Genomic DNA, 18,529 nt, shown 5'->3' on the forward strand with positions numbered 1-18,529 from the left:
CCGGAATCGGTCCCGTCCCGGAGCGCAGAAGCAAGCTCAGCGAAAGACACCGAAAGGGCCTCCGCCGCCGCCACAGCCGCTCTGCTATCCATACCCAAATCATCCCGCGAGGGGCTGACAATAACGGCGAGGCTGAAGAGCTATGTGCATAACCCTGCTGACGTCATTGTCGAAGAGTGTCGGCGGAGCTGGGCGGTTAGGTGTCCCCTCGCGCCGAGGGGCTTAAGTGTCCCTTCGCGTCTGGTAATTGGGGACGGTGAGGAGCGTCAGATGCTGACAACCACCTTGCCGCGGACGCGCCCTTCGTGCATGTATTCGACGGCGGCTGGCGCCTCAGCGAGCGCGTAGACCTTGTCCACGGGAGGCTTCACACTGCCGGCTTCAATGAGCATGGTCAGCGCCTCGAGATCGCGATAGTTTTCCGTCGAAACAAGCCCCTTGAATTTCTGCCCGGAGAACAGCGACACCAGCGGCGCACCCATCGAACGCTCAAACCCCCCTGTCAGGTTCCCACCACCCTCGCCGCCGACGATCACCAGCGTCCCGCGCGGCGTGAGTGCCTTCCGCAGGATTGAGAGCGGCCGGTTGTCGGCGGTGTCCAGGATGACGTCGTAAAGCATTCCGGCGCGGGCAAAATCGTCCTGGGTGTAGTCGATGACATGATCAGCGCCGAGGGAACGGACAAGCTCCACCTTGCCGGTGCTGCAGACGCCGGTTACCTCCGCCCCGAATGCCTTCGCCACCTGCACCGTAAAGGACCCAACTCCCCCGCCAGCACCGATGATCAGCACCTTCTGGCCGGTAGCCACCTGTCCGGCATCGCGGACAGCCTGCAACGCGGTTACACCCGAAATGGGCGCCACCGCGGCCTCCTCAAACGTGAGGTTTGCCGGCTTCGCGGCCACACGGTCCTCCCTGGCGCAGACATACTCCGCGAAGGACCCCTGACAGGTGCCAAACACTTCGTCGCCCAGTTGGAAGCGTGTGACGCCAGCCCCCACGGCCTCCACGACGCCGGCAACCTCACGGCCGCGGACCGGAAACTTGGGCTTCTTCAGCCCGAAGCCGAAGAGGCGGAGCAGGTACGGCCGCCCGGTCATGAGGTGCCATACACCCTGGTCGACGCCGGCCGCGCGGACCCTGATCAGTACTTCCCCATCGCCGGGCACCGGCAGCGGAATATCCCTTAGTTGGAGCACGTCGGCATTCCCATAAACGTCCTGCACGATAGCTTTCATGATGCGTCTCCTTCGTATTGCGGGTACTGGAACACGTCCTCGAGCGGCACGCTGAGCACATGGGCGATCTGGAACGCCATCTCCAGGGACGGCGAGTACCGGCCCTGCTCTATGGCGATGACTGTCTGGCGCGTGACGCCCACACGGTCGGCGAGTTCGGCCTGCGTCATCTCGCCCCGTTCGAACCGCAGGCGGCGGATGGAATTGGTCACCCGCGTTGGCTTCACCACGGCTGGAACCCCCGGCGGTAGGCGACGATCTTGGCCACGGAGCCCAGGATCGCGGACAACACAAACGTCAGGTAGATGACGTTTGCGATCCAGAAGTGGTCCACCTCAGCCATCGCCAGGAGCAGAGCCGCGGCCCCGCCGATGACCACAAACGACTGCCCGATGTACTCGCCGAAACGGTAGATCTCCCTGTCGCGCTGGTCCTTCTTCCCGGCCTCCTTGGGCGAAAAGATGCCCAAGAGTATGTGCAGGGCGATGGACGCAGCAATGGATGCCCCGATGGTCCACAGCAGCGGAGCCACGTACGGAACCTCGGCAACGGGCATTGTGCCGGCCATGCCCAGGACGATGGCCAGATACACGCCATAAGAGCCCGTGGCCACCACCCCCATGATCCAGGCACTCTTCTCTTCGAAGGACATTTCCGCTCCCGCCATTCCCACCGGATGTAAAACAAAGCTGACATCTCAAAAGTAAAGAAAACCAGACATGATGTCAATAGTTTTGGACTAGACGCCATGCGAAGTTCAAATGCCAGCCCCAAGTCTGAGATGGAAGACACGAACCGCCAGTGAATCTCATCACGTAAGGCGCCAAAGTGATCTGCTGGTTGGCGGTCCCCCTCCCAATGACGAGAAGGTATTTGTATGCAGCACGCCGCCACCAGGCAAGACACAGCCGCCCAAGACGCAAGCCCGGCCGAAACGCCCAGGCCGGGATCCGGCGTCGCGCAGGTCCTGAACCGGGGGCTGAACGTCCGACACATCCGTTTTATGGCCCTGGGCTCGGCGATCGGAACCGGCCTGTTCTACGGCTCGGCCTCCGCCATCCAGAAGGCCGGCCCCGCGGTCCTGCTCGCTTACATCATCGGCGGCGCGGCGGTGTTTATGGTCATGCGCGCCCTCGGCGAGATGGCCGTCCGCCACCCCGTCTCCGGATCGTTTGGCCAGTACGCCAGCCGCTACCTCGGTCCGCTGGCAGGGTTTGTGACCGGTTGGACCTATGTCTTTGAGATGGCGATTGTGGCCATCGCGGATGTCACAGCCTTCAGTATCTATATGGGCTTCTGGTTTCCGCAGGTGGACCGCTGGATCTGGATTCTGGCCATCATCTGTTTCTTGGCAGCCCTGAACCTGCTCAGCGTGAAGGTCTTCGGCGAGCTTGAGTTCTGGTTCTCGCTGATCAAGGTGGTGGCCATCATCGCCATGATCGCCGGCGGCGCCGCCATTATCGCGTTCGGTTTCCAGGCCGGCGGGTCCACCGTGGCGCCGGGCCTCGGCAACCTCGTGGAGCACGGCGGGCTGTTTCCGAACGGCTTCGAGGGGCTCCTGGCTTCGTTCGCCGTCGTGATGTTCGCGTTCGGCGGGATCGAGACGCTTGGCATCACCGCCGGCGAGGCCGCTGATCCCAAGAAGGTCATCCCCAAGGCCGTGAACACGGTACCGGTCCGCGTCCTGCTGTTCTACGTCCTGACCCTCGGCGTGTTGATGAGCCTCTTCCCCTGGAACGAGATCGGCACCAACGGCAGCCCGTTCGTCCAGATCTTCAGCGGCCTGGGCATCCCCGCGGCACCGCATATCCTGAACGCGGTGGTCATCACCGCCGCGCTCTCCGCCATCAACAGCGACATCTTCGGCGCCGGCCGCATCCTGTTCGGGCTGTCGGGCCAAGGCCACGCGCCGGCAGTTTTCGGTAAGGTCTCGCGCCATGGCGTGCCGTGGATGACCGTGGTGATGATGGCCTGCATCCTCCTGGTGGGCGTGGTTCTGAACGCGGTCATTCCCGAGGACGTCTTTATCCTGATCGCCTCGATTGCCACGTTCGCCACCGTCTGGGTGTGGGTCATGATCCTGGCTTCCCATGTCGCGATGAAGCGGGAGATCGCGCGGAAGGCCCCGCCGGCGTCGGAATTCCCCTCCCCATGGTGGCCCGCGGCCTCCATCCTGACCATCGCGTTTATGGCGCTGGTCATCGCTGTCCTGGGCGCCTTCGAGGACACCCGCGTGGCACTGTACGTGGGCGCGGTGTGGCTGGGGCTGCTGGTCCTCGCCTACCGGCTGTGGGTCAGAGGTAACGGACGACGCCGGGCCGAGCTTGTGGACGAAACCTCACCGCTGCAGGTGGTCGCCTCAGCCCGCCGGAGCTAAGATCAGGCATGGTTCCGCTCTCAAACCTGCTGGCGTTTGCGCTGGCATCCGTGGTGCTGATCGCCGTCCCCGGTCCCAGCGTGCTGTTCGTTATCGGCCGTTCGCTGGCCCTCGGCTGGAGGGGCGGCGTCCTGACGGTACTGGGCAACGCGACCGGGCAACTGGTGCAGGTGGCTGCAGTTGCGTTCGGCGTGGGCATCATCGTGGCGCAGTCCGTGGTCCTCTTCAGCGTGGTGAAGCTGGCCGGTGCTGCCTACCTGGTCTATCTGGGCATCAAGGCCATCCGGAACCGTCGGCACCACTCATTCGCGGGTCGTCAGCCAGTGGCCACTTCGCCACGACGGCTGGTCGCGGAAGGCCTGGTTGTGGGTGTGACCAACCCCAAGTCGGTCGTGTTCTTCGTGGCGGTGCTGCCGCAGTTTGTTGACTACCCTTCCGGGGCCATTCCGTTCCAGCTGGCGCTGCTGGGGGCGGTGTTCCTGCTGATCGCCGTAGTGTCAGATAGCCTCTGGGCCGTCGCCGCGGGTTCAGCCCGCCAATGGTTTGCCCGTTCGCCCCGCCGGGTTTCAGCGGTGGAGGCCACAGGCGGGGCCTTGATGATCGGCCTCGGCGGAACGTTGGCCCTGACCGGCAGCAAGTCCTAGGGACCACACCGACGCTCTCTCACTTTTGGGGCGATTTGGCGCGACGCTCTCTCACATGAGGTGAGAGAGCGTTGCCCAAAACGTGCATTAATGAGAGAGCGTCCGGGAGTTGCGCTCGTGCTCAGACGGCGGCGAGCGCCGAGCGGACCGCGGCCGGCATCGGCGTTGTGGGCCGGCCGATCAGGGTGCGGAGGTCCGAGCCGCTGACCAGGAGGTCGCCACGGGCAATGCCGAGGTCCGAGTCCGCCAGGATGTCGGCGAAGAGCTCCGGCACGCCGAATCCGGCGAGGAGTCCTGCGTAGTCGCTGGCTGGAAGGTCCTGGTACACCACGGGCTTGTTGGCCGCGGCGCTGATTTCCTGGGCCAGTTCGGTAAGCGTGAAGGCGTGGTCTCCGCCGAGCTCGTAGACCTTGCCGGCCTGATTCTCGGCAACCAGCACGGCCGCCGCTGCCTCGGCGTAGTCCACCCGGGCCGCGGCACTGACCTTGCCTTCACCGGCGCTGCCGGCAAGCGCGCCCTGGGCAAGGGTGCCCTGCAGCTGGTCGGTGTAGTTCTCGAGGTACCAGCCGTTGCGGAGAATGGCGAATGGAACCCCTGAGTCCTTCAGGATGGCCTCGGTTGCCTGGTGCTCTGCGGCCAGCTTCATGCCGGTGGTGTCAGCGTTGGCGATGCTGGTGTAGGCGATCAGCTCCACGCCCGCCGCTGCAGCTGCCTCAATCACCGTGCGGTGCTGGTCCACGCGCTGGCCAACCTCGCTGCCGGAAATCAGGAGAACCTTGCTGGCGCCCTGCAGGGCCAGCGCCACGGACGAAGGGTCCGAGTAGTCCATCGGCTTGACCTGCACACCGCGCGCCTTGAAGTCCGCCAGCTTTTCGATGGAACGGCCGGTGGCCACGATCTGCGCTGCCGGAACGTTGCGCTCCAGGAGGGCCTCGACGACGTGGCGGCCAAGCTGTCCGGTTGCTCCGGTGATGATGATGCTCATGGGTGGTTCCTTTCACCATTTCTTAGGGGGTCACTTCCCACAACCAGCCGCCCCGCCAATTACTTCCTGAAAGACAGTGCGCACTTTCAGGTAAGGTACTCACCTTTTGGTAAGTTATAAGTATGGAAGCGACTGTATGGCCCGCCAACCTGCCGGAAGATCTCCGGGCACACCTGCCGGAAGGATTGGCCGACGGCGTGTTCCCGGCTGGGTGCCCCAGCCGTACCGTCCTGGACCACATCACCAGCAAATGGGGCGTGCTGATCCTCCTGGCGCTCTCCGAAGGTGAGCAGCGCTGGAGCGAACTCCGGCGCCGGGCAGAGGGAATCAGCGAGAAAATGCTGGCGCAGACCCTCAAGACCCTGGAGCGCGACGGCCTGGTGCTGCGGAAGGCCCAGCCGGTCATCCCGCCCCGCGTGGATTACAGCCTGACCGAACGCGGCTATGAGCTGTCCGGCCTGCTCGTCCCGCTCGTCGCCTGGGCGTACAACAACGCTGACGACATCCTCAACGGCCAGCGCTGATTCCCGGACAACGATGATTCCCGGCCAGCGCCGACCCCTAAATCCCCTAAGTAGGACCCGTCCTCGAAGTCGAGTACATGTTACTGGTGTGACTGGTGTGAATAGCGCCTAGCGTAAATGTAAGGTGCCAGCCAGGAATAGGAGGACCATCCTCTGCTGGGAGCTTTCCGGCTACCGCACCAAAGTGGGCGGCTCCATGCCGCTTCAAGGAGTGGCTCGCATGGTGAAAGCACATGTCCAGGACCTGGCCAGCATGGGGCGGCCCGTCAGACTTTCTACCCTCGTCCACCGCGCCTACGCCCGAGTCCTCGCGGCGTTCCGCCCGCGGTGCCCCTATCGCGTGGGCGATGCCGTGGTGGGCGACGATCCGTTCAACGGCCGGCACGAGGGGATCATCATGTCCCACCGCGGTCCAGCCGTAGAACTCGGCGCCGCGGCTGGGGTCTTCTTCTACGATCACCGCCACGTGAGGCGGCAGGACTGAGTTTTTGTCCAGATAACGCGCCCATCAGGCCCGTGGGCCCACGTTATCTGGACAAAAACTCCAGGCCCCGGACGGACTGTTGGGGGCTTAGCGCGCCGACCAGCCGCCGTCCATTGCGTAGCTGGCCCCGGTGACCATGCCGGCGTGATCGGACGCCAGCCAGGCCGCCAGGGAGGCAACTTCCTCCGGTTCCACCAGGCGTTTCACGGCGGACTCGGTGAGCATCACCTTGGCCAGGACCTCGGACTCGGGGATGCCGTGCACCTTGGCCTGGTCCGCGATCTGCTTCTCGACCAGCGGGGTCCGGACGTAGCCCGGGTTGATGCAGTTGGACGTGACTCCGTGCCCCCCGCCCTCAAGTGCCGTCACCTTGCTCAGCCCTTCCAGGCCGTGCTTGGCGGAAACGTACGCGCTTTTGAACGGGGAGGCCCGGATTCCGTGCACGGATGACACGTTGATGATGCGGCCGAAGCCGTTGGCATACATGTGCGGCAGCGAGGCCCGGATCAGCAGGAACGGGGCCTCGAGCATCAGCGCGATGATCCGGCGGAAGTCCGCCGGATCGAACGCTTCGATGGGGCTGATGCTCTGGATCCCGGCGTTGTTCACCAGGATGTCGCAGTCCAGGCTCAGGGTGGCGAGCGCGTCAACGTCCAGCAGGTCAACGGCCCAGGCGGTGCCGCCCACTTCATCGGCGAGGGCGGCAGCGCCGGCGGAGTCGACGTCGGCCACCACCACTTTCGCCCCGCGGGCGGCGAGTTCCCGGACGCAGGCAGCGCCGATCCCGCTGGCGCCGCCGGTCACCACGGCCTTGCGGCCGTTCAGTGTGTTTTCCATTGCAGATCTGTTTCCCATCGTGTGCGCGCTCAATTTCCCTGCGGTGAACTGCTCAGGCAGTTCAGCGTGAGGCCGCCGGGAGCAGTCCCTCGCGGGCGGCGTCGGCCTTGTCCACTTCCTCCAGCGCGATGCCCTTGGTTTCCTTCAGGCTCAGCACCGCCACCGTTGTGATCGCGCAGGCAACCACGAGGTAGATTGCCGTGGGCAGCCAGGAACCGGTGTCCTTGAGCCACTGGGTAGCCAGCAGCGGCGCCAGCGAACCGGCGAAGATCGAGGTGACCTGCGAGCCCAGCGAAACGCCCGAGTAGCGCATCCGGGTGGGGAAGAGCTCGGCCATGATGGCGGGCTGGCCGGCATACATAAACGCGTGCAGGCAGAGGCCGATGGTCACGGCCAGGACAATCACCACGGCGTTGCGGGTATCGAACATGGGGAAGGCGAAGAACGGCCAGGCCGCACCGGCGATGGACCCGATCAGGTAGACGGGCTTGCGCCCCAGCTTGTCCACGAGCCGTCCCACCTGCGGGATGACCAGGAAGTGGATGACGTGGGCGATCAGGAGTGCGAGCAGGAGCGAGGACGTGTCGTACTTGTGCACGCTCTTGAGGTAGACAATGGCGAAGCTGACCACCAGGTAGTACATGATGTTCTCCGCGAAGCGCAGCCCCATGGCCTGCAGGATGCCCTTGGGGTACTTGCGCACGACCTCGAAGACGCCGTAGCTGACGGCCTGCTCCTTCTCCACGAGGGCCTTGGCCTCCAGGAAGATGGGCGCCTCGGTGACGTGGGTGCGGATGTAGTAGCCAACGAAGACGATCACGGCGGAGAGCCAGAAGGCCACACGCCAGCCCCAGCCGAGGAATGCCTCGGGACTCAGGGCGGTGGACATGATGAACAGCACCAGCGTCGCCAGCAGGTTGCCCACCGGCACTGCGGCCTGCGGCCAGCTGGACCAGAATCCGCGAGACTTGTTGGGGCTGTGTTCGGCAACCAGCAGCACCGCGCCGCCCCATTCACCGCCGAGCGCGAAGCCCTGGATGAAGCGGAGGGCCACCAGCAGGGCCGGAGCCAGGTAGCCGATGTCGGCAAAGCCCGGGAGGCAGCCCATCAGGAAGGTGGCCACGCCGACGATCACGATAGTCAGCTGCAGCGTGGGTTTGCGGCCCAGTTTGTCGCCGATCTGGCCGAAGACGATGCCGCCGAGGGGGCGCGCCACGAAGCCCACCGCATAGGTGAGGAACGCCTGGATGATGCCGTCCAGCTCGTTGCCGGTGGCGGGGAAGAAGTACTTCCCGAAGACCAGGGTGGCGGCGGTGGCGTAGAGGAAGAATTCGTACCATTCCACTACCGTGCCCACCATCGAGGCGGCCACAATCTTCTTAAGCCCGGATCCCTTGGGTGCGGATCCGGCGGCATTGTCTGCCGAGCGCTGCTCTACGCTCATGAGTTTCTCCTTAGTGTCCACTTTGACACGCGCTGTGATCCACAGCACTAATGGCTCCACTGAGTATTACTGCACAAACATGCGTCTTCAATGCCCAATCCGGCACCTGCTGTGTGCACAATTGCAGACATGAAGGCAAATCCCGATGACCTCCTGGTCCTGCTCGCGGTATCCCGCTCCGCCAAATTTACGACGGCGGCGCAAGTGTTGGGGCTGAACCACACCACCGTTTCGCGTCGGATAGCCGCCCTGGAGAAGGCGCTGGGCGGCCGCGTCCTGGCACGGGCGGCCGGCGGCTGGGAACTGACGGAGCTAGGCACGGAGGCCGTCCGGGTCGCCGAACAGGTCGAGGCAGCGGTGAGTGCGCTGGGCCCGGCAGGCCAGGCACCGGACCCGATTACCGGCGTCGTGCGCATGACGGCGACCGACGGCTTCAGCGCCTACATCGCCGCGCCCGCCGTGGCACGGCTGCGCCGGAAACACCCGGGACTGAGCGTGGAAGTGGTGACGATGACCCGCCGGGCGCTGCAGCAGCGCTCCGGGCTGGACATCGAGGTAGTGGTGGGCGAACCGCAGGTCCACCGGGCCGAAGCCGTCCAACTGGGCGAGTACATGCTGGGGATGTACGCCTCGCGTGCCTACCTTGCCGAGAACGGGACGCCGGCGAGCGTTGCTGAGCTGACGGAGCACCCGCTGGTGTACTTTGTGGATTCGATGCTCCAGGTGGACGACCTGGACGCTCCCCGGCGGCTGGTGCCGGCCATGCGCGAAGGGCTGACGTCCACCAATGTGTTTGTCCATGTGGAGGCCACCCGTGCCGGCGCGGGCATCGGATTCCTGCCGTGCTTCATGGGCAATCTGCACAGCGACCTGGTCCGGCTGCTCCCCGACGACTTCGCCGAATTGCTCCCTTACTGGATGGTGCTGCGGCCCGATTCGATGCGCCGCCCCGTCGTGGCCGCCGTTGTGCAGGCACTGCGCGACCAGACGGCGGCGCACCGGGACGCCCTGCTGGGTCGCGCTCAGAAGCCATCGACTGCGCCGTAGGCGCCGTTTTCAGGCCCCAAAAGGGCGCCTACGGAGCAATCGATAGCGTGCGCGGGTCGTGACGCACCGGGGAGTTCGCGGCGAAGGCCCGCACCTGGGCGTCGTTCCAGATGTGGGCCGGGACGGCACCGCCCAAAAGCCGGCGGGCAAGCTGCGGGTCCCCGTCCAGCGGGGTGTCGCTGCCAGCCATCACCATGTTGCCGTAACGGCGGCCCTTCAGCATGGAGGGGTCGGCGATGATGACGGTGTGTGTGAACGCGGCCGCGATGGTGGCGGCGTCTTCCCGCGCATTCTTCAGGTCCGGGGCGTCGCCTGAGTTCACTATATAGATGCCGCCCGGCGACAGGACCCGCTTGATGTGGTCATTGAATTCGGCGGTGGTGAGCGGCCGCGGCGTGAGTGAACCGGCAAAAACGTCGCGGATGATGAAGTCGCGGCTGTCCGGCGTGAGCGTCTCGGTGACCTCGCGGGCCTCCCCCACGCGCAGCCGAAGAAGTGGCGCCTTGGGCAGGTCGAACCAGCCGCGGACGTACTCGGCCAGCTTGCCATCGAGCTCCACCACCACCTGCCGGGCGTCCGGATAGGCAGTGTGGAAGTACCGGGCCAGGGAACAGGCCCCGCCGCCCAGGTGCAGCCCGCGCAGCCGCTCGGTCCCGCCCGCAGTGGGCGCACCCGACTTGGCGCCGCCCTTTCCGGACTTCGGCGGCCAACGTGACTCAATCAGCGCCGCCATCCAGCGCATGTACTCAAAGTCGAGGAACAACGGATCGGCGAGGTCGATGTGGGAGCTCATGACACCGTTGATCTTCAGGAGCCACCCATTGGAGTTGTCCTGGTCCGCAATGAGCTCGCAATCGCCCGTATCAATGTAGTAGACGCCCTCAACAGGGCCATCGGGACGGGTTCCCTTGGGCACCTCGATGACACCCGCCGTCGAACGCTGGCCGTTCCGGCCGCCTGACTTGCCGCGCTTTGCCATTACCCGTGTGCCGCTTCAGTCATGGATCAACCATAATTGACCGCCCTGCGTCGGCGGTCCGGCCCGGTCTCAGTCCAGACCGGTCCCGGCAGCGACCCTGGCTAGGTTGCGAGCGGCCTGTCCCGACCCGCCCTTTCCTGGTCCCGTCGAAGGGCCTCCGCTCGGGTGGCGTCGGTTCGAGTGGCGTCGGTTCGCTCGTCGCCTTCCGGATTCACGTCGGATTCCGGCCGAAGCGCCTCCGCCCGCGTGCCGTCGGTTCGGGTGCCGTCGGTGCGAGTGGCGTCGTCCGGATGCACGTCGGTGTCGGACCGCATGGCGTCGGTGCGGGTCGCGTCGGTGCGAGCGTCGCCGTCGTGATTTATGTCAGGGTCCAAGACGTCGGCCTTCTGCGTGCGCTCGGCCACGTCCTCCCGGAGCAACCTGGCGTCGTTGGCCTTCGTTTCGGCCTCCTGCTTCAGCCGCGCCGCCTCAACCTGCGCCTGTTCCGCATCGGCACGGGCGCGGCTGGCCCGGGCTTCGTTCTCGCGCGCCTCGAGTTCGACGTCCTCGGCTTTCCGGCGCATTTCGGCAGCCTTTTCGCGATGCGATTCGTCCCGCTTCAGCTGCATGGCCTGACGGCGACGCCCGGTCACCAGCCACAGCACGATCAGGACCAGCACGACGATGGCAACAATCACCCAAACCCAAGATGTTGTATCCACGACTACCCACCCTTTCCACTTCGTTGTGACGGGGTCCCTGCGATGCCGGGGCGGCAGGCGATACGAACCCCTTTGAAATTCAGGTAGGAAGGGTACTTACCTTCCGTTACTAATCATGCTTACTATTTTACGGCCAGTATCGCTGGTTCTTGATCAACAAGAGGCCTTCTTTGGAAAGAGAGAGCGAAGATGACAGAGAACCAATGGCCCGAGGACTCGGCTTACCCGGCTCCACCGGCCGCCCGCGGAACCACAGGAGAACGCGCGCCCGGCACGTTGCCCCGTACATTACCCACAGCAGCGCCGCCGACGGGCGATCCCTCCGGGACGTCCCGCACGGATGCTGTCCGGGAAGAAGCACAAGATGTTGCGCAGACCGCGGCGGATTCCGCACAGAGTGTGGCGAAAACCGCCAAGTCGGAAGCGGCGAACGTCACGTCGGAGGCCAAGGCTAATGCCAAGGACCTCCTTGATCAGGCGCGCAGCGACCTCACCGTGCAGGCCGGCGCCCAGCAGCAGAAGGTAGCCAACGGCCTCCGGTCTGTCTCGGACGAACTCCACGCCATGGCGCAGGCGTCCGACCAGCCCGGAGTGGCCACCGACCTGGTCCGCCAGGCCGCGGAACGTTCCTCGTCCGTCGCCTCCTGGCTGGACGGCCGCGACCCCGGATCGCTCCTGAACGAAGTCAAGAGCTTCGCCAGGCAGCGGCCCGGGACTTTCCTGCTCCTGGCCGCTAGCGCCGGTGTCCTCGCCGGACGGCTCAGCCGCAGCCTGAGCGCAGGCGCACCGGAGTCTGACACGACCAGAGCCGGCGGCCAATACGACGCGACCGGGCAATACGGCACCGGTGGCCCGTACGAGGGCACCGGTGGTCAGCATGCCGCGGGCCCTGGCGGCTACACGCCGTCGGTCGGTGGGACTGTCCCGCCCCCGCCGGTACAGCTGCCCGGACCGGCCACCACCACGGCAGGGTTCGACGGCGGCGCGCCAGGGAGCAACTACAGGGACCCTTCGCGTCCCGCCAGTCCATTGGACAGCCCCCAACTCGCGGAACAGCACTCCTCCGGTGACCGCCTCGCCGACGATCCCCTGGGCGAACGGGAGCTCGCCGACGATCCAATGGCCAACGACCCCCTGACCCGGGACCGCTCCGCAGACGGTCAGACTGGCAGGCTGTGATGAGCAGCCAGCTACCTGCGCCTCCCCCATCGGCGGCGCACGCGAAGGCGGACAACACATCGTTGGGCGACTTGCTCGGTGACGTGACCCGCGACCTGTCCACGTTGATGCGCCAGGAAGTGGAGCTGGCCAAGGCCGAACTGAAGGAATCCGCCAGCAAGGCGGGCAGGGGCGGTGGCATGCTCGCCGGCGCCGGCGTAGCCGGCCACTTCGTCCTGCTGTTCCTGTCGATCGCCCTCTGGATCGCGTTAGGCGAGCTGATGGGACTCGGCTGGTCCGCCGTCGTCGTCTCAGTCATCTGGGGCATCATCGCCGCGGTGCTGGCGTCCGTGGGCCGCAGGGAGCTCAAAACCGTCAAGGGCATGCCCCAAACCGCTGAAACACTCCAGGAAATTCCCCCAACCCTAAAACCCGGTGAGGTAAAACCATGAGCGACAACCCGGACGTTATCCGTTCAGATATTGAAGCAACCCGGGCCCGCCTGGGCACAAACGTGGACGCGGTGGCAGACAAGGTGACGCCTTCGAACATCGTCCATCGTCAGACAGACAAAGTGCGGGACGCCGTGTTCGGAGTGAAGGAGAAAGTTATGGGAACAGCCGACGATGTCACCGCGCGTGTGCACGGTGGCGCCCACGCCCGCACCGACAGCGCAGGCAACGCGCTCAGTGAGGCAGGCGCAGCCCTCGGTGACGCCCCGCACCAAGTGAAGGCCAAGACCCAGGGGAATCCGCTGGCCGCAGGCCTGATCGCGTTCGGGGCGGGCCTGCTCCTGTCCTCACTGATCCCTGCCAGCGAGAAGGAACGCGAAGCAGCAGATGCCCTCAAGACCGCGGCTGAACCGCTAACCACCGAGCTGACCGAGGCCGCCAAGGACATGGCCGAAGGCCTGAAGGAACCCGCCCGGGAAGCCATGGAGAACGTCAAGGCAACCGCCACGGACGCCGCCGAGCACCTTAAGGTTGAGGGCCAGGTTGCGGCAACGGACGTCAAGGACCGTGCCGCCGACGCCAGGGAGAACGTGCAGAACACGTGACGGCGCCAGCCCACTAGCGTCGGCGCCCGCCCACAGGCACGCCACACCAGACAGGCCGGGAGGAAACCCCATGGCCACTCACGACGCACCCGAAACCAGCACCGCCAAGGCGGGCAGCGCTCCGGCACCCGACGATTCCCGGAAACCGGACAGCCCAACCGACGTCACCAAACCGTCGTGGCAGTACATTGCCAAAAAGACGCTTCGAGAGTTCAGCAAGGACCAATGCCCCGACCTGGCGGCAGCCCTTACGTACTACGCCGTGCTGTCCTTGTTTCCTGCAATGCTCGCGCTCGTTTCCCTGATCGGCCTTTTCGGCAATGCTGAAAAGACCACCACTGCCCTGCTGGAAATTGTCCGGGGCATCGCGCCCGCGGACACTGTGAATACCGTCAGCGGACCCGTGCAAGAGCTTGCCTCAGCGCCCGCTGCCGGGCTGACACTGGTCATCGGTGTCGCCACCGCGCTGTGGTCAGCGTCCGGTTATGTGGGGGCGTTCGGCCGGGCCATGAACCGGACTTATGAGGTGGACGAGGGCCGTCCGTTCCTGAAGCTGCGCGGGACCATGCTGGCCGTGACGTTGCTGGCTGTCGTAACAGTGGCCGTCCTCGCCGGCATGCTGGTGCTCAGCGGACCGGTTTCGGAGGCAGTAGGCGGAGCCATCGGACTCAGCGACGCTTTCCTCACTGCCTGGAACATCGCGAAATGGCCGGTGATCGTGGCACTGGTCATTGTGCTCATCGCCGTCCTCTACTACGCCACGCCGAACGTGAAGCAGCCCAAGTTCCGGTGGATGAGCATTGGCTCGTTTATCGCCTTGGTGGTATTCCTGCTGGCCTCGCTTGGCTTCGCCTTCTACGTGGCCAACTTTGGCAATTACAACAAGACCTACGGCGCGCTTGGCGGTGTGATCGTTATGCTGCTGTGGCTGTGGATCCTGAACATGTCACTGCTGTTCGGGGCAGAGTTCGACGCCGAGATGGAGCGGGGACGCCAACTCCAGGCAGGAATCGAAGCCGAGGAGACTATCCAACTGCCGCCGCGGGACACCAAGAGGAGCGAGAAGATGCAGGAGCAGGAAGAAGATGACATCCGGCGCGGCCGCGAGCTGCGGGAGCGCCATCGGAACGGCGCGAACCAGTCAGGATCGGACGCGACTAAGGAACGGGACAGCGCCACGCGGGACTAGGCAGGGCACCCCACTTGGAGGAAAATCATTACCAGCAGATTCCTTCAGTTTTCCCGGGTCCTCCGTGGTCCGGGTGTCAGGCGGGGTCGGCGGCGAGGTGGCCTCTTCTGAGACCGAGGCCAGTCCCCCCAGTCGTCGTCGGCCCCCTCATTTTGTCCGCAGCTAAGCGTCCATGTGGTTCCACCGTTTATGCTTTTTCTCAGCGTTCGAACGCCACAGCGGATTCCATGCCAAGGGCCAGCAGATAGGCGCCGAATCCCTGCGGTGCCCGGGCCTCGGTCCGGCCGGAGGTCACTACCCGGACCGTATCCGTGGAAGTAATTCGGTACCCGTGGCGGCGCAACCGTGCGGCCAGCGCCCGGTCCTCCTGCGAGCGCTGACGGGGAAAGCCGCCAGCGCGAATGTAGGCCGAGGCCCGCACCCCGAAGTTCGCACCGTACACATGGGGGTGGCCCTCCCCCAGCGGATGCCGGGCGTGCCAGCGCCGCAGGAGTTCGCTGTCCATGCCCTCCGGGTCCGGTTCCACCGTCCCTAGGACTGCATCTGCGCCGAGGTCAGCCAGCTCCACCTGGCGCAGGAGCCAGTTTTCCGGGACGCAGGAATCGGCGTCAGTATTGGCCAGCCATACCCGTTCGGCGGTCGGCGGGCGGCCCGCCCCCGCACGGTCCGGAAGGCGTCCCGTGAGGAGCAGGTTGATCCCTGCACGCCGGCTCCTCCCGACGCTGCGGAACGCGACCGGCAGCAGGGTGATGCGGCGGTCTGCCGCGGCAAAACGCGCCGCTACGGTGCCCGAGCCGTCAGTGCAGCTGTCCAGGACCACCACGACGGCGATGTCCGTGTCCGCTTGGCTGTCCTGCAGGGCATCGGCTGCGGCACTGACGGCTGCCAGGGCACGTGCCAGGTGCGGTTCCTCGTTATGGACAGGAATAACCACGGCAACCTGCGCGATCCCGTCCACGTCAGGGCACCGGAGGTCCGGGAGCTATGAGTGTTTCCAACACAAAATCGCGCTCCTGGTACAGACCGGCGGTGGGCCACCGGAGCCGGTTCCGGGCCAGCACGTGAACGGAGTCGCCGTCGAGCTCCCATCCGGAAACCGGGTGCCGCCAGTGGCACAGCAGCAGCGTTCCGCCCGGCGCCATCGATTCCTGGATCCGCCGCAGCAGCAGCTCAAACTCCGCAGGCGACAGGTAGTAGCCCACCTCGGAGACCACTACGAGGTCGTAGCCGCCGCCGGGCCAGTCAGCGGGGAGGGTGAGCTGCCGTGTGGAGACCCCGGGAAACGGTGCGAGCCGCCGGGCCGCGAGCTCAAGCGCGGTGCTGCTGGCATCCACGGCAAGCAGGCTCGTGCATCTCGTGGCCAATTCGGCGGTCAGGGCTCCGATGGAACATCCGATTTCCAGGCCCGACTGGTACTTCTCCCGGGGTAGTGCGGCGAGCGTCAGGGCGCGCTTGCGCCTCTCGTACCAGCTGGTGGTGTACTCCCAGGGGTCTTCGGACTTCGAGTGCACGGCGTCGAAGATCCGCTGCGCGTCTGCGCTGGTATGGGGCAGGGATTGAAGCGAGTTGGCCCGGGGCGGCGTCCAGGCGAATGTCTCAAAGGCGCGCCTGAAATGTTGCAGCAGGCTCTCGCCGAGGAGCACTTCGTCCCCGGGCAGTCCAGACAGCGGACGTATCTGGCTCGTGTGTGAGCCCATGGCCGATCTCTTCGCCGCCTGCTGTTCAGTACTCAGCGAGACGCGCGACCAGGACTGCCAGGCCGGGCCCTCCGGGGAAGCCCACAGCCAGTACCAGATGGGATATTCCAGCAGGGCGTGTCTACCTTCGTTGGCGACGTCGGCGGCCACCGCTCCGATGGCGTTGTGGTCCGCGTGTCCGTCGTCGCGGTACGGTGCCACAATTGCCAGCTGCTGCGGTGGTCCTGGGAGCCGGCCGATGGCCTCGCGCAGCCGGACGGCGATTTCCGGCGTCAGTTCTTGCAGGCCCCGGTCCGGCAGCCCGAGGAAACGCCAGCGTCCGGCCAGCCCCAGGACCCCCATCGCTGCCGCAAACTCCTCAAGCCGGACGGCGGCGAGCTGGTCAGGCGTGGTTGTCGCCGAGTCCGGGTGCGAACCTTCCCCCGCCGTGCACAGCAGCACCTCGACGTCGGCGCCCAGCGAGTGCAGCAGCGCCAGCAGGCCACCCGCGCCCAGTGTCTCGTCGTCGGGGTGCGCTGCCAGCACAACGAACCTCATGGCAGCCAATTCGTGCTGACCCAACGGCAACTCCGCCATAGCTGCGAGCCCGCTCGCCGCCCAGCGGGCCTCGTCGGTCCCCTGGTCAGTGTGCGAGAAAGTCACCACAGATACTCCCCCTTCAGCGTCAGCCTTCCCAGCTGGGCATCGTCCCGCATGGCATGGTGCTGGCGCACGTAAAGCGTCAGGTCCGCCATGCGTTTGGCATACGGTTCATCGAAGGCCAGCGGCGCCGGTCCGCGGTTCCGGCTGACCAGGGACAGGACACGCTCGACGGCGGCCACTACAGTTCCGCGCACGCGTAGCGCTTCACTCCACGCGCTCCGGTCTACTGCTGGCTTGCCTTCGACGGCCTCCCGCGTGTCTTCCCCGGCGGACAGACTGCCGTGGTTGGACAGCGAGCCGTCGTCAATGAGAGCTGCCGTTCGCGCCAGGTACTGGAGCGCGGCGGTGAGGATCCTGTCTGCCTCGCCCAGGGCAGCCAGCGCGATCTGGTCAGGTTCGCGGCCACACTCCGCTGCGGCGGCCAAGGAATCCTTGTAGTCCCGCGCCACACCCACCGCGCCCCCAAGCCAGCAGGCGGCCACGCCCATGCCGCCCCAGGCAAAGCCGGGCCGGCTGAAATACCAGCCGTCGTTGCCAAGCTGCTGTGCGGGCACATGGCTGAAATGGACCGTCCCGCTGGGAATCTCGCGCAACCCGCGCGCCACCCACGCCGGCTCCTCACACGTCATGCCCGGATGCCGGAGGTCCACGGCAAAAGCGGCCCGGCCTCCGGATTCGGTGTGGGCAGTGATGACGGCCCGGTCCAGGAGTGGCGCCAGTGAACACCACGGCTTGGACCCGCTGAGCAGGATTCCAGTGTCGCCGGTCTTGGCATCGAGACGGAGCCCCGGCCCCTCGGCGGCAAACACTCCCCACGCACCCGCCCGGTCGGCGGGAACAAGGCCCGCCGGATCAAGGCGCGGCTGAGAGTTCCCTGTCTGGTCCTTTCCCGCCTGGGCAAGGATCGCTTGGGCATCCATGTGTGGTTCAAAAACGCGGCCTGCGGCAACGTCAACGGCGGAGACGGAAGCGAGTAGCTCCCAGAGACGGGCAGTATGTCCGCCGCCTGGCAGTGGCCAGCTGCCTCCCGCGTCCCGGGCCAATGACAGCAGCACGGGGACGTTGCCGGCCGCGGAGGCCACGGCGTCGAGCAGGGGAACCGTCCAAGCCAGTTCCGCTTGAGTTGAGACCATGCGGACGGGCTGGTGGGATGATGCAGGCATGCTGCCGCCTCTCCGCGCCAGGCTACTTGGCCGGTTCAGTGACGGCCGCGGACGGCGTCATGGTTTCTGCGTTGACCATCCACGCCAGCTGTTCCAGGCGTTCGATGGCGGCATGCAGCAGGTCGGCGCTGGTGGGATCCTCTTCATCCACCTCATCGTGGACATCCCGCGTGGTCTTCACCGTTCGCTCCAGCCTGGCTGTGACGAGTTTGACGGCATCCTTCGTGGAAATCAGCCCGCCGGTCAGCTCATCCAGCCGGGTGTCCGTGGACACCGTGAGGACCATCTGAAGGTTGCTGGCAAGCGTGGGTGACGCTTTCATCGTGTTCCTCCACTGCAGGCGGTTCCGGACGGGACATCGGC

General features: G+C 65.7%; 21 protein-coding genes. 9 read left to right on the forward strand and 12 right to left on the reverse strand.

Going from position 1 to position 18,529, the window contains the following annotated elements:
* Positions 1-266 precede the first annotated feature (266 nt).
* Genes CXR02_RS16345 through CXR02_RS16355 form a run of 3 tightly spaced genes read right to left on the reverse strand, consistent with a single transcriptional unit; the run spans position 267 to position 1,890 of the window.
* Positions 267-1,238, reverse strand: a complete 972-nt coding sequence (locus CXR02_RS16345) for an NAD(P)-dependent alcohol dehydrogenase (protein WP_104062949.1) — start codon at positions 1,236-1,238, stop codon at positions 267-269.
* Positions 1,235-1,468 (reverse strand): helix-turn-helix transcriptional regulator, encoded by a 234-nt coding sequence (locus CXR02_RS16350; RefSeq protein WP_104062950.1) that lies wholly within the window; start codon positions 1,466-1,468, stop codon positions 1,235-1,237. The genes CXR02_RS16345 and CXR02_RS16350 overlap by 4 nt, the downstream gene beginning before the upstream one ends.
* Positions 1,462-1,890: a hypothetical protein gene (locus CXR02_RS16355; RefSeq protein WP_104063033.1), complete on the reverse strand. Its 429-nt coding sequence runs from the start codon at positions 1,888-1,890 to the stop codon at positions 1,462-1,464. The genes CXR02_RS16350 and CXR02_RS16355 overlap by 7 nt, the downstream gene beginning before the upstream one ends.
* A gap of 225 nt (positions 1,891-2,115) precedes the next feature.
* On the opposite strand from CXR02_RS16355, the gene CXR02_RS16360 reads away from it, so the two are divergent.
* Both CXR02_RS16360 and CXR02_RS16365 read left to right on the forward strand, forming a co-directional pair.
* Positions 2,116-3,615, forward strand: coding sequence for an amino acid permease (locus CXR02_RS16360; protein WP_181037267.1), 1,500 nt, complete (start codon positions 2,116-2,118; stop codon positions 3,613-3,615).
* Positions 3,616-3,623: 8 nt separating this feature from the next.
* The gene (locus tag CXR02_RS16365) at positions 3,624-4,259 is read left to right on the forward strand and encodes a LysE family translocator (RefSeq protein ID WP_104062951.1); all 636 of its coding nucleotides are present in this window, start codon (positions 3,624-3,626) and stop codon (positions 4,257-4,259) included.
* A 121-nt stretch (positions 4,260-4,380) separates the two neighbouring features.
* Here the strand turns inward: CXR02_RS16365 and CXR02_RS16370 are convergent, their stop codons facing one another.
* On the reverse strand, positions 4,381-5,244 hold the full coding sequence (locus tag CXR02_RS16370) for an SDR family oxidoreductase (RefSeq protein WP_104062952.1): 864 nt from the start codon (positions 5,242-5,244) through the stop codon (positions 4,381-4,383).
* Between the two features lie 122 nt (positions 5,245-5,366).
* Between CXR02_RS16370 and CXR02_RS16375 the strand changes: the two genes are divergently transcribed.
* Entirely contained in the window at positions 5,367-5,768 is a 402-nt protein-coding gene (locus tag CXR02_RS16375) for a helix-turn-helix domain-containing protein (protein WP_258061044.1), read from the forward strand.
* A 220-nt stretch (positions 5,769-5,988) separates the two neighbouring features.
* The gene (locus tag CXR02_RS16380) at positions 5,989-6,252 is read left to right on the forward strand and encodes a hypothetical protein (RefSeq protein ID WP_104062953.1); all 264 of its coding nucleotides are present in this window, start codon (positions 5,989-5,991) and stop codon (positions 6,250-6,252) included.
* Positions 6,253-6,339: 87 nt separating this feature from the next.
* Here CXR02_RS16380 and CXR02_RS16385 read toward each other — a convergent pair whose 3' ends face one another.
* A complete protein-coding gene (locus tag CXR02_RS16385; RefSeq protein ID WP_104062954.1) occupies positions 6,340-7,089 on the reverse strand; it encodes a 3-hydroxybutyrate dehydrogenase in 750 nt (249 codons plus the stop codon).
* A 61-nt stretch (positions 7,090-7,150) separates the two neighbouring features.
* The gene (locus CXR02_RS16390) at positions 7,151-8,533 is read right to left on the reverse strand and encodes an MFS transporter (RefSeq protein WP_104063035.1); all 1,383 of its coding nucleotides are present in this window, start codon (positions 8,531-8,533) and stop codon (positions 7,151-7,153) included.
* A gap of 129 nt (positions 8,534-8,662) precedes the next feature.
* On the opposite strand from CXR02_RS16390, the gene CXR02_RS16395 reads away from it, so the two are divergent.
* A complete protein-coding gene (locus CXR02_RS16395; protein ID WP_104062955.1) occupies positions 8,663-9,580 on the forward strand; it encodes a LysR family transcriptional regulator in 918 nt (305 codons plus the stop codon).
* 28 nt (positions 9,581-9,608) lie between these two features.
* Here the strand turns inward: CXR02_RS16395 and CXR02_RS16400 are convergent, their stop codons facing one another.
* Together CXR02_RS16400 and CXR02_RS22460 are read right to left on the reverse strand one after the other, a co-directional pair.
* Positions 9,609-10,559 carry a spermidine synthase gene (locus CXR02_RS16400; RefSeq protein WP_104062956.1) on the reverse strand — a complete coding sequence of 317 codons (951 nt, stop codon included), beginning with the start codon at positions 10,557-10,559 and terminating at the stop codon, positions 9,609-9,611.
* Positions 10,560-10,660: 101 nt separating this feature from the next.
* The gene (locus tag CXR02_RS22460; protein WP_181037268.1) at positions 10,661-11,260 is read right to left on the reverse strand and encodes a hypothetical protein; all 600 of its coding nucleotides are present in this window, start codon (positions 11,258-11,260) and stop codon (positions 10,661-10,663) included.
* A 189-nt stretch (positions 11,261-11,449) separates the two neighbouring features.
* Between CXR02_RS22460 and CXR02_RS16410 the strand changes: the two genes are divergently transcribed.
* The 4 genes from CXR02_RS16410 to CXR02_RS16425 all read left to right on the forward strand — a co-directional run bounded on the left by CXR02_RS16410 (position 11,450) and on the right by CXR02_RS16425 (position 14,664).
* Positions 11,450-12,439, forward strand: coding sequence for a hypothetical protein (locus CXR02_RS16410; RefSeq protein ID WP_104062957.1), 990 nt, complete (start codon positions 11,450-11,452; stop codon positions 12,437-12,439).
* The gene (locus tag CXR02_RS16415; protein WP_056348911.1) at positions 12,439-12,870 is read left to right on the forward strand and encodes a phage holin family protein; all 432 of its coding nucleotides are present in this window, start codon (positions 12,439-12,441) and stop codon (positions 12,868-12,870) included. Before CXR02_RS16410 ends, CXR02_RS16415 begins: the two co-directional genes overlap by 1 nt.
* On the forward strand, positions 12,867-13,475 hold the full coding sequence (locus CXR02_RS16420; protein WP_104062958.1) for a DUF3618 domain-containing protein: 609 nt from the start codon (positions 12,867-12,869) through the stop codon (positions 13,473-13,475). Before CXR02_RS16415 ends, CXR02_RS16420 begins: the two co-directional genes overlap by 4 nt.
* Positions 13,476-13,545: 70 nt before the next feature.
* Positions 13,546-14,664: a YihY/virulence factor BrkB family protein gene (locus CXR02_RS16425; protein ID WP_219816440.1), complete on the forward strand. Its 1,119-nt coding sequence runs from the start codon at positions 13,546-13,548 to the stop codon at positions 14,662-14,664.
* Between the two features lie 199 nt (positions 14,665-14,863).
* Here the strand turns inward: CXR02_RS16425 and CXR02_RS16430 are convergent, their stop codons facing one another.
* Genes CXR02_RS16430 through CXR02_RS16445 form a run of 4 tightly spaced genes read right to left on the reverse strand, consistent with a single transcriptional unit; the run spans position 14,864 to position 18,488 of the window.
* A complete protein-coding gene (locus CXR02_RS16430) occupies positions 14,864-15,622 on the reverse strand; it encodes a glycosyltransferase family 2 protein (protein ID WP_219816441.1) in 759 nt (252 codons plus the stop codon).
* Between the two features lies 1 nt (position 15,623).
* Entirely contained in the window at positions 15,624-17,006 is a 1,383-nt protein-coding gene (locus CXR02_RS16435; protein WP_104062959.1) for a PIG-L family deacetylase, read from the reverse strand.
* Positions 17,000-18,166, reverse strand: coding sequence for an acyl-CoA dehydrogenase family protein (locus CXR02_RS16440; protein ID WP_104062960.1), 1,167 nt, complete (start codon positions 18,164-18,166; stop codon positions 17,000-17,002). Before CXR02_RS16440 ends, CXR02_RS16435 begins: the two co-directional genes overlap by 7 nt.
* A 22-nt stretch (positions 18,167-18,188) precedes the next feature.
* Positions 18,189-18,488: a hypothetical protein gene (locus CXR02_RS16445; protein WP_104062961.1), complete on the reverse strand. Its 300-nt coding sequence runs from the start codon at positions 18,486-18,488 to the stop codon at positions 18,189-18,191.
* Between the last annotated feature and the right edge of the window lie 41 nt (positions 18,489-18,529).

Source organism: Arthrobacter sp. 4R501 (assembly GCF_002929755.1).
Taxonomy (GTDB): Bacteria; Actinomycetota; Actinomycetes; order Actinomycetales; family Micrococcaceae; genus Arthrobacter.